The following is a 6,079-nucleotide window of genomic DNA, read 5'->3' as shown; positions in this document are numbered from 1 at the left end:
GGGGGCTTTTCGCATCCCTTGTTCTTTTAGTTTCCGGCATTGCCGGACAGCTTCACCCTGTGCTTGACGGTAATGCCGTCGCACATGAAGCACAAATGTTCCACCACGTTTTCGGAACGGCGGCAGATGCGGTCTATGGAACGCACGATAAGAATAAGAGGAACTGCCACTCCCGGATCCACCTGATTTTGTCGCACGGCATTCATGAGCTTTTCATAGATGGAGAGCAGAAGACGCACACTCTCGTCCGTACTCTGAAATACCGTCATGCCCTGATTCACATCCTCATTGCGGAAAGAACCGAGCGACGTATCAAGCATGTCGAAGGCAAGCTGCATGTAACGGGCAAGCTCATGTTCAAGTTCCGAAGGGAGCGCCTCCGGAAGATAGCTGACCTGACGACCTATGGTTACGGCCTCGTCGGCAATGCGCTCAAGGTCGAGCACCATGCGCACGGCTGTGAGTATGAAGCGCAGATCCTTGGCTACAGGCTGCGTTCTGGCAATCACGCTGGTGCATTTCTCGTCAAGCTCGAGCTCCATTTCATCAATGACGTCGTCTCCGCTCACCACCTCTGCAGCCACCTTGGTGTCACGGAGCAGCACGGCGGTACGGGCCTTGCTGTAGGCCATCTGCACAAGGCTGCCCATAGTGAGCAGCTCGGTCCTCAGTCCACGAAGTACGGACGATCCGTACATCTGATCCTTCATGATCAACCTCTGTTTGGCGCATGGCTCCGCCATGCGGCATGTTCCGCCGCACGTTCAGGTTTCGTGCGAAAAGTATGACGGACAAATCCGCCGCTTCTGTTGTCTGCAATAATCATCCGTCAGATGTGCAGTTCAGGCCCATCAGTCCAAAACCACACGCCGAAAACACAGACTAGCCGAATCTTCCCGTAATGTAATCTTCCGTCTGCTTCAGCTTGGGACGCGTGAATATGACGTCGGTTTCATCGGTTTCTATGAGATCACCCATGTAGAAGAACGCCGTATAGTCAGAAACGCGGGCTGCCTGCTGCATGTTGTGCGTAACGATGATGACGGTAAGCTGATCCCGGAGCTGCCCTATGCCTTCTTCTATCTGCTGGGTGGCAATGGGATCGAGTGCCGAGGTAGGCTCGTCCATGAGCAGAATTTCCGGTTCCACGGCAAGAGCGCGGGCAATGCACAGGCGCTGCTGCTGACCGCCGGACAGGGCCAGTGCGGAGTCGGACAATCTGTCCTTCACTTCGTTCCAGAGCGCGGCGCGCTTCAGGCTTTCCTCGACCTTGGCCGCAATGACGGATTCGGACTTCTCACCGTTGACGCGCAGTCCGTAGGCCACGTTTTCAAAAATACTCTTGGGGAAGGACGTGGGCCGCTGAAACACCATGCCCACCCTGCGCCTCAGGGAAACCACGTCGCAGTCGCGCACGTTGATGTCCTGTCCGTCCAGCAAAATGCTGCCTTCCGCCCTGCTGCCCGCCACAAGATCGTTCATGCGGTTCAAACAGCGAAGATAGGTACTCTTGCCGCAGCCGGAAGGACCGATAAGAGCCGTTACCCGTTTTTCGGGAAACTGGAGACTGATATTCTTCAGCGCCTGCTTCGCTCCGTAAAAGAAGTTCAGCGACACGGTCTCCATTTTTATGTTCTGCATGGGAAATCTCCTTGAAAAGAGACATAAGAAAAGGTTCAGGCAAGGGGAACAGTGAATCGGACTATGCAGCCGGGACCGTCTTCAATGGAAATGCAGCCTCCGTGTCGTTCCACGATGTGCTTGCAGATGGCAAGTCCCAGCCCAGTCGAAATCTGACCGCCTCTGTGCTTTTCCACTCTGTAGAAGCGTTCGAATACACGGACACGGAGCTCCGGCGGAATGCCGGGGCCGCTGTCCGCCACGCGGAAGACGGCCATACCGCTTTCCTTGTCCGGCTCGGCAGAAATGACAATCTGAGAGCCTTCCGGCGCATAGCGGCAGGCGTTTTCCAGCAGATTGCGTATGACTCTCGTCAGATACTCGGCGTCGGCCTTGATGGAGAAGTCCCCGACGGTAAGCTTCTCACAGAATTCAAGTTTCTTGGCTTCCGCCGAGGTTCGGCACAAATCCATTCCACCCCGTATGGCCATGGAGGCAGGCATAGGTTTGATGTCCATGGGAATGGCGCCGTTTTCTATGCTGGAGAGCTGGAGAAGATCCTTGACCATGGTGGCCATATACTGTGAGTTACGGTCTATGACCTCAAGGAAGTGAAGGGCCCTCGGCTCGGAAACATAGCGTTTCAGACTTTCGGCATAGCCCATGATGGCAGTAAGGGGTGTGCGCAGCTCATGTGAAACGTTGGCCACAAAATCTCTGCGCATCTCCATGAGTACGGACATTTCCGTAATGTCATGGAACACCGCCACGGCCATGAGCAGCTTGCTTTCCCCCACAATAGGACAGATGAGCACCTGCAGCTTGCGGCCGGACATATTATCCATTTCAAACTGCACCGGCTTTTCCGGAACGTCATGCTTCAGAGACTCTATGCCCTTCTGAAGATCCGGTGAAGGAATGACCTCCACAGGCTGCATTCCTTCGGCATGTGCGGCTCGAGGGAAAAGACGTACAAGCGTGGCGTTCACACTGCGTATGCAACCGTCATGATCCACTACGAGCACACCTTCGGCTATGCTGTTGAGCACGGCATCAAGCTGAGCCTTCTGGGCAAGAATATGATTGACCTGCAGTTCCATGCGCTGCGCCATGGAATTGACAGCCGACGCCAGGGGGGCAAACTCATCGCCGGGAAGAGTGCGCAGACTTATGCGACCGCTGCGGCTGCCAGGAGTCGCCAGATTCTCCACAGAAGAAATCATAAGCTGCAGAGAGCGCCGGAAGCGCATGGACATGAATGCCGCGAAGGCAATGGCAAACACCAGCGCCGCCACGGCGCCCGCCATGAGCGCCCGGCTTCTGTTGGATGCATGATTCTCCACGTGAGAAAGCGGTGCGGCAACGCGAATAATGCTTATGGGAGTTCCGGGAATGCTGACACGCTTTGCCGCATAAACAAAGGAAGTGCCGAGACTGGAGCTGTAGCGCACGCTGGAGCCCTCGCCATCGGCGAACGCCATGGCCACTTCCTCATGATAACGGTGATTCTCCAGCTCGGAGACGTTTTTTGCAAAGGAATCATAAAGCACCGTGCCCTCAGCATCAATGAGGGTCACGCGATGCTTGCCGCCCGAATAAAAATTCTTCAGCGTATCCGGCAGCACCTCACGCTCTCTGAACTCACCCTTCTCTACCTCTTCCATAATGTAGGTGCGGACAAAGGCGACTTCCCGGAAAGCTTCCTCGCACGTAAGGTCTATGCTCTCCTGCTTGATGCTGTGGAGAAAATACCCGCACGGCACAAGTACGGAAAACAGAATGACAACGCAAAAACAGAAAAAGATCTTGATGGAAAAGGTAGTGTTTTTCATGACTATTCCTTATAGCGATAGCCCATGCCTCGTACCGTTTCCAGATACTGGGCAGCATCTCCCAGCTTCCGGCGCAGGCGAGCTATGTGCACGTCGACCGTACGTTCATATCCTTCAAACTGATATCCCCACACGGAAGACAGCAGTTCCTCGCGCGTGCGAATGCGCCCCGCATTAAGGAAAAAGTCCTCAAAGATGCGATACTCAAGCGCCGTAAGCTCCAGCGTACGTCCATCAATGGACACCCGGCGTCCCTGCTGATCGAGACTGACACCGTGCCTTGTAATGACACGTTTGCCGGTATCCATGCTGCGACGTCGCAGAATGGCGCGAACCCGCAGCATGAGTTCACGAATGTTAAAAGGCTTTACCACATAGTCGTCGGCTCCGTACTCGAAGCCTATGATGCGGTCCATCTCCTCACCCCGGGCCGTCAGCATGAGAACAGGACACGGCATACTTTCTGCGGCGTGCCTGTTAAGCTCCCGGCAGACGGAAAGACCGTCCCTTCCGGGCAGCATGAGATCCAGAATGATGAGATCGGGTTTTATGGTTTCGGCCATTTCCTGACCGCGCAGGCCGTCGGCAGCCTGCTCCACATGATAACCTTCCTCCTCCAGAGAAAAGGCCACCAGTTCCCGAATGTCGTCGTCATCTTCTACCACAAGTATGACAGGCTGTTTGTTATCCACAACTTTCCCCTTTCGGTTTCAGATGTATGTAGCTTTCCTGTATGAAGCCAATGTTACATTCCGATAAAAATATCGTGAATTGCCGCGTTGTTGAGATGAAACAAAAAGTTAATATCCGGGATATATTGCCGCAACAATCCCCTTCTAAGTTCCAACCTGTCCGAACGGAATGAACCGCCGGACAAAACAAGGAGTCTGATCCATGAAGATCAAAAACATTCTTATGAGCGTTCTCTTCACGCTCTGTGCCGTTTCCCCGGCTGCTGCCGCCGAATCCGTCACCATCAACGGTTCCACCACCGTGCTGCCTATCATTCAGAAGGCTTCCGAGCACTTCATGGCGAGCTATCCCGACATTTCCATCGTGCTTTCCGGCGGCGGTTCCGGTACCGGCATCAAGTCCCTGCTTGACGGCATCACGGACGTGGCCATGTCCTCCCGTGACGTGAAGTCCAGCGAAACCAAGCTGGCCGCCAGCAAAAAAATGGAACTGACCCGCACCATCATTGCCGTGGACGCCCTCGTTCCCATCGTGAACACCAAGAACCCCGTGAAAGACCTCTCCATCGATCAGCTCCGTGACATCTTCTCCGGCAAGATCACCAACTGGAAGGAAGTGGGCGGCAGCGACAACACCATCGTGGTCGTCAACCGTGACAACTCCTCCGGCACCTACGAATGCTGGAAGGAACTGGTCATGAAAGATGTCAAGGTCATGCCCAAGGCTCTCACCCAGGCCAGCAACGGCGGCGTTGCCCAGAACGTGGCCACCAATCCCAACGCCATCGGTTATATCGGTATGGGGTATCTGAATGACAACGTCAAGGGGCTCTCCATCAGCGGCATTCAGGCCACTGCCGAAACCGCCCTTGCCAAGAAATGGCCCCTCTCCCGTGACCTTTACCTCTTCACCAACGGCAAGCCTGCCGGCAACACTGCCAAGTTCATGGATTTCATGCTTGATCCCCAGCTTGGTCAGCAGGATGTGCTGAAGGCCGGCTACATTCCGCTCTCCAAGTAGACGTTTTCTTCTGCGGATCCGGGACGGATGAAATCGCCCCATCCGCGCCTGAAACGCCGTTACGAGATCAGGCTCCCCAGAAGCTCCGCCGAAGGCTGAAATTTCGGCGGACGCTTCCCGGAGCCGACCCACCGGGGGGACTTTCCCCCACTTTTTTGTATCCAACGGACTCGGCATGAAAACACGTAAGGAACGATTCACAGAATGGCTGCTGGCCGGCATATCCACGCTTTCCATTCTCTCCATGGCAGGCATAGTTCTCTTTTTGTTGCTGGACGGCCTCCCCTTCTTCAAGGACTATCCGCTCACCGACTTTCTGTTCGGCCTGAACTGGTATCCTACCGACGATCCCATGGAGTTCGGCATTCTGCCGCTCATCGTGGGCTCACTCACGGTCATGGCGCTCGCCACCGTCATTGCCGTACCGCTCGGCGTGGCTACCGCCATTTATCTTTCCGAAGTGGCAAAGCCCGGCATGAGACGAATCGTCAAGCCCTTCGTCGAACTTCTGGCGGCCCTTCCTTCGGTGGTCATAGGATTCTTCGGCATGGTCGTAGTCGCCCCCTTTCTCCAGGACTACCTCGGAGCTTCCACGGGACTCAATCTGCTCAATGCCGGTCTCATGCTGGCCTTCATGAGCGTTCCCATCATCTGCTCCGTCGCAGAGGACGCCATATATTCCGTTCCCAGAGATCTGCGTGAAGCTTCCCTTTCCCTTGGTGCCACAAAGTGGGAAACTCTGACCCGCGTCGTTCTTCCGGCGGCAAGTTCCGGCATAGGCACGGCCGTCATGCTCGGCATGTCACGCTCCATAGGCGAAACCATGGTCGTGCTCATGTTCGCGGGCGGCGCGGCCATGCTGCCGGAATCCCTGCTCGATCCGGTGCGCCCCATGCCCGCCTCCATCGCGGCGG

At 55.5% G+C, this 6,079-nt stretch carries 6 protein-coding genes; 2 read left to right on the top strand and 4 right to left on the bottom strand.

The window, feature by feature from the left end; translation table 11 throughout:
- Positions 1 to 26: 26 nt before the first annotated feature.
- The 4 genes from phoU to Q0J81_RS09965 form a co-directional block, all read right to left on the bottom strand.
- Entirely contained in the window at positions 27 to 710 is a 684-nt protein-coding gene (phoU, locus tag Q0J81_RS09980; protein ID WP_294447565.1) for a phosphate signaling complex protein PhoU, read from the bottom strand.
- A gap of 172 nt (positions 711 to 882) precedes the next feature.
- A complete protein-coding gene (gene pstB, locus Q0J81_RS09975; protein WP_294447561.1) occupies positions 883 to 1,641 on the bottom strand; it encodes a phosphate ABC transporter ATP-binding protein PstB in 759 nt (252 codons plus the stop codon).
- 35 nt (positions 1,642 to 1,676) lie between these two features.
- Entirely contained in the window at positions 1,677 to 3,452 is a 1,776-nt protein-coding gene (locus Q0J81_RS09970) for an ATP-binding protein (protein ID WP_294447560.1), read from the bottom strand.
- A gap of 2 nt (positions 3,453 to 3,454) precedes the next feature.
- Positions 3,455 to 4,144, bottom strand: a complete 690-nt coding sequence (locus Q0J81_RS09965) for a response regulator transcription factor (RefSeq protein WP_294447559.1) — start codon at positions 4,142 to 4,144, stop codon at positions 3,455 to 3,457.
- Positions 4,145 to 4,346: 202 nt separating this feature from the next.
- Here Q0J81_RS09965 and Q0J81_RS09960 point away from each other — a divergent pair, with 202 nt between their 5' ends.
- Positions 4,347 to 5,165 carry a phosphate ABC transporter substrate-binding protein gene (locus Q0J81_RS09960; protein ID WP_294447557.1) on the top strand — a complete coding sequence of 273 codons (819 nt, stop codon included), beginning with the start codon at positions 4,347 to 4,349 and terminating at the stop codon, positions 5,163 to 5,165.
- A gap of 175 nt (positions 5,166 to 5,340) precedes the next feature.
- On the top strand, positions 5,341 to 6,079 hold a 739-nt coding region (gene pstC / locus Q0J81_RS09955), incomplete at its 3' end, for a phosphate ABC transporter permease subunit PstC (RefSeq protein WP_294447554.1).

It is taken from the genome of uncultured Mailhella sp. (assembly GCF_944324575.1).
In the GTDB taxonomy this organism is placed as follows: domain Bacteria; phylum Desulfobacterota; class Desulfovibrionia; order Desulfovibrionales; family Desulfovibrionaceae; genus Mailhella.
The sequence above is the reverse complement of the archived record's forward strand: the minus strand, read 5'-3'. Positions and strand labels throughout refer to the sequence as shown.

Coding starts and splice junctions, on each gene's coding strand:
- Q0J81_RS09960 (WP_294447557.1), top strand. CDS start 4,347: ATGAAGATCAAAAACATTCTTATGAGCGTTCTCTTCACGCTCTGTGCC.
- pstB (WP_294447561.1), bottom strand. CDS start 1,641: ATGCAGAACATAAAAATGGAGACCGTGTCGCTGAACTTCTTTTACGGA.
- Q0J81_RS09970 (WP_294447560.1), bottom strand. CDS start 3,452: ATGAAAAACACTACCTTTTCCATCAAGATCTTTTTCTGTTTTTGCGTT.
- phoU (WP_294447565.1), bottom strand. CDS start 710: ATGAAGGATCAGATGTACGGATCGTCCGTACTTCGTGGACTGAGGACC.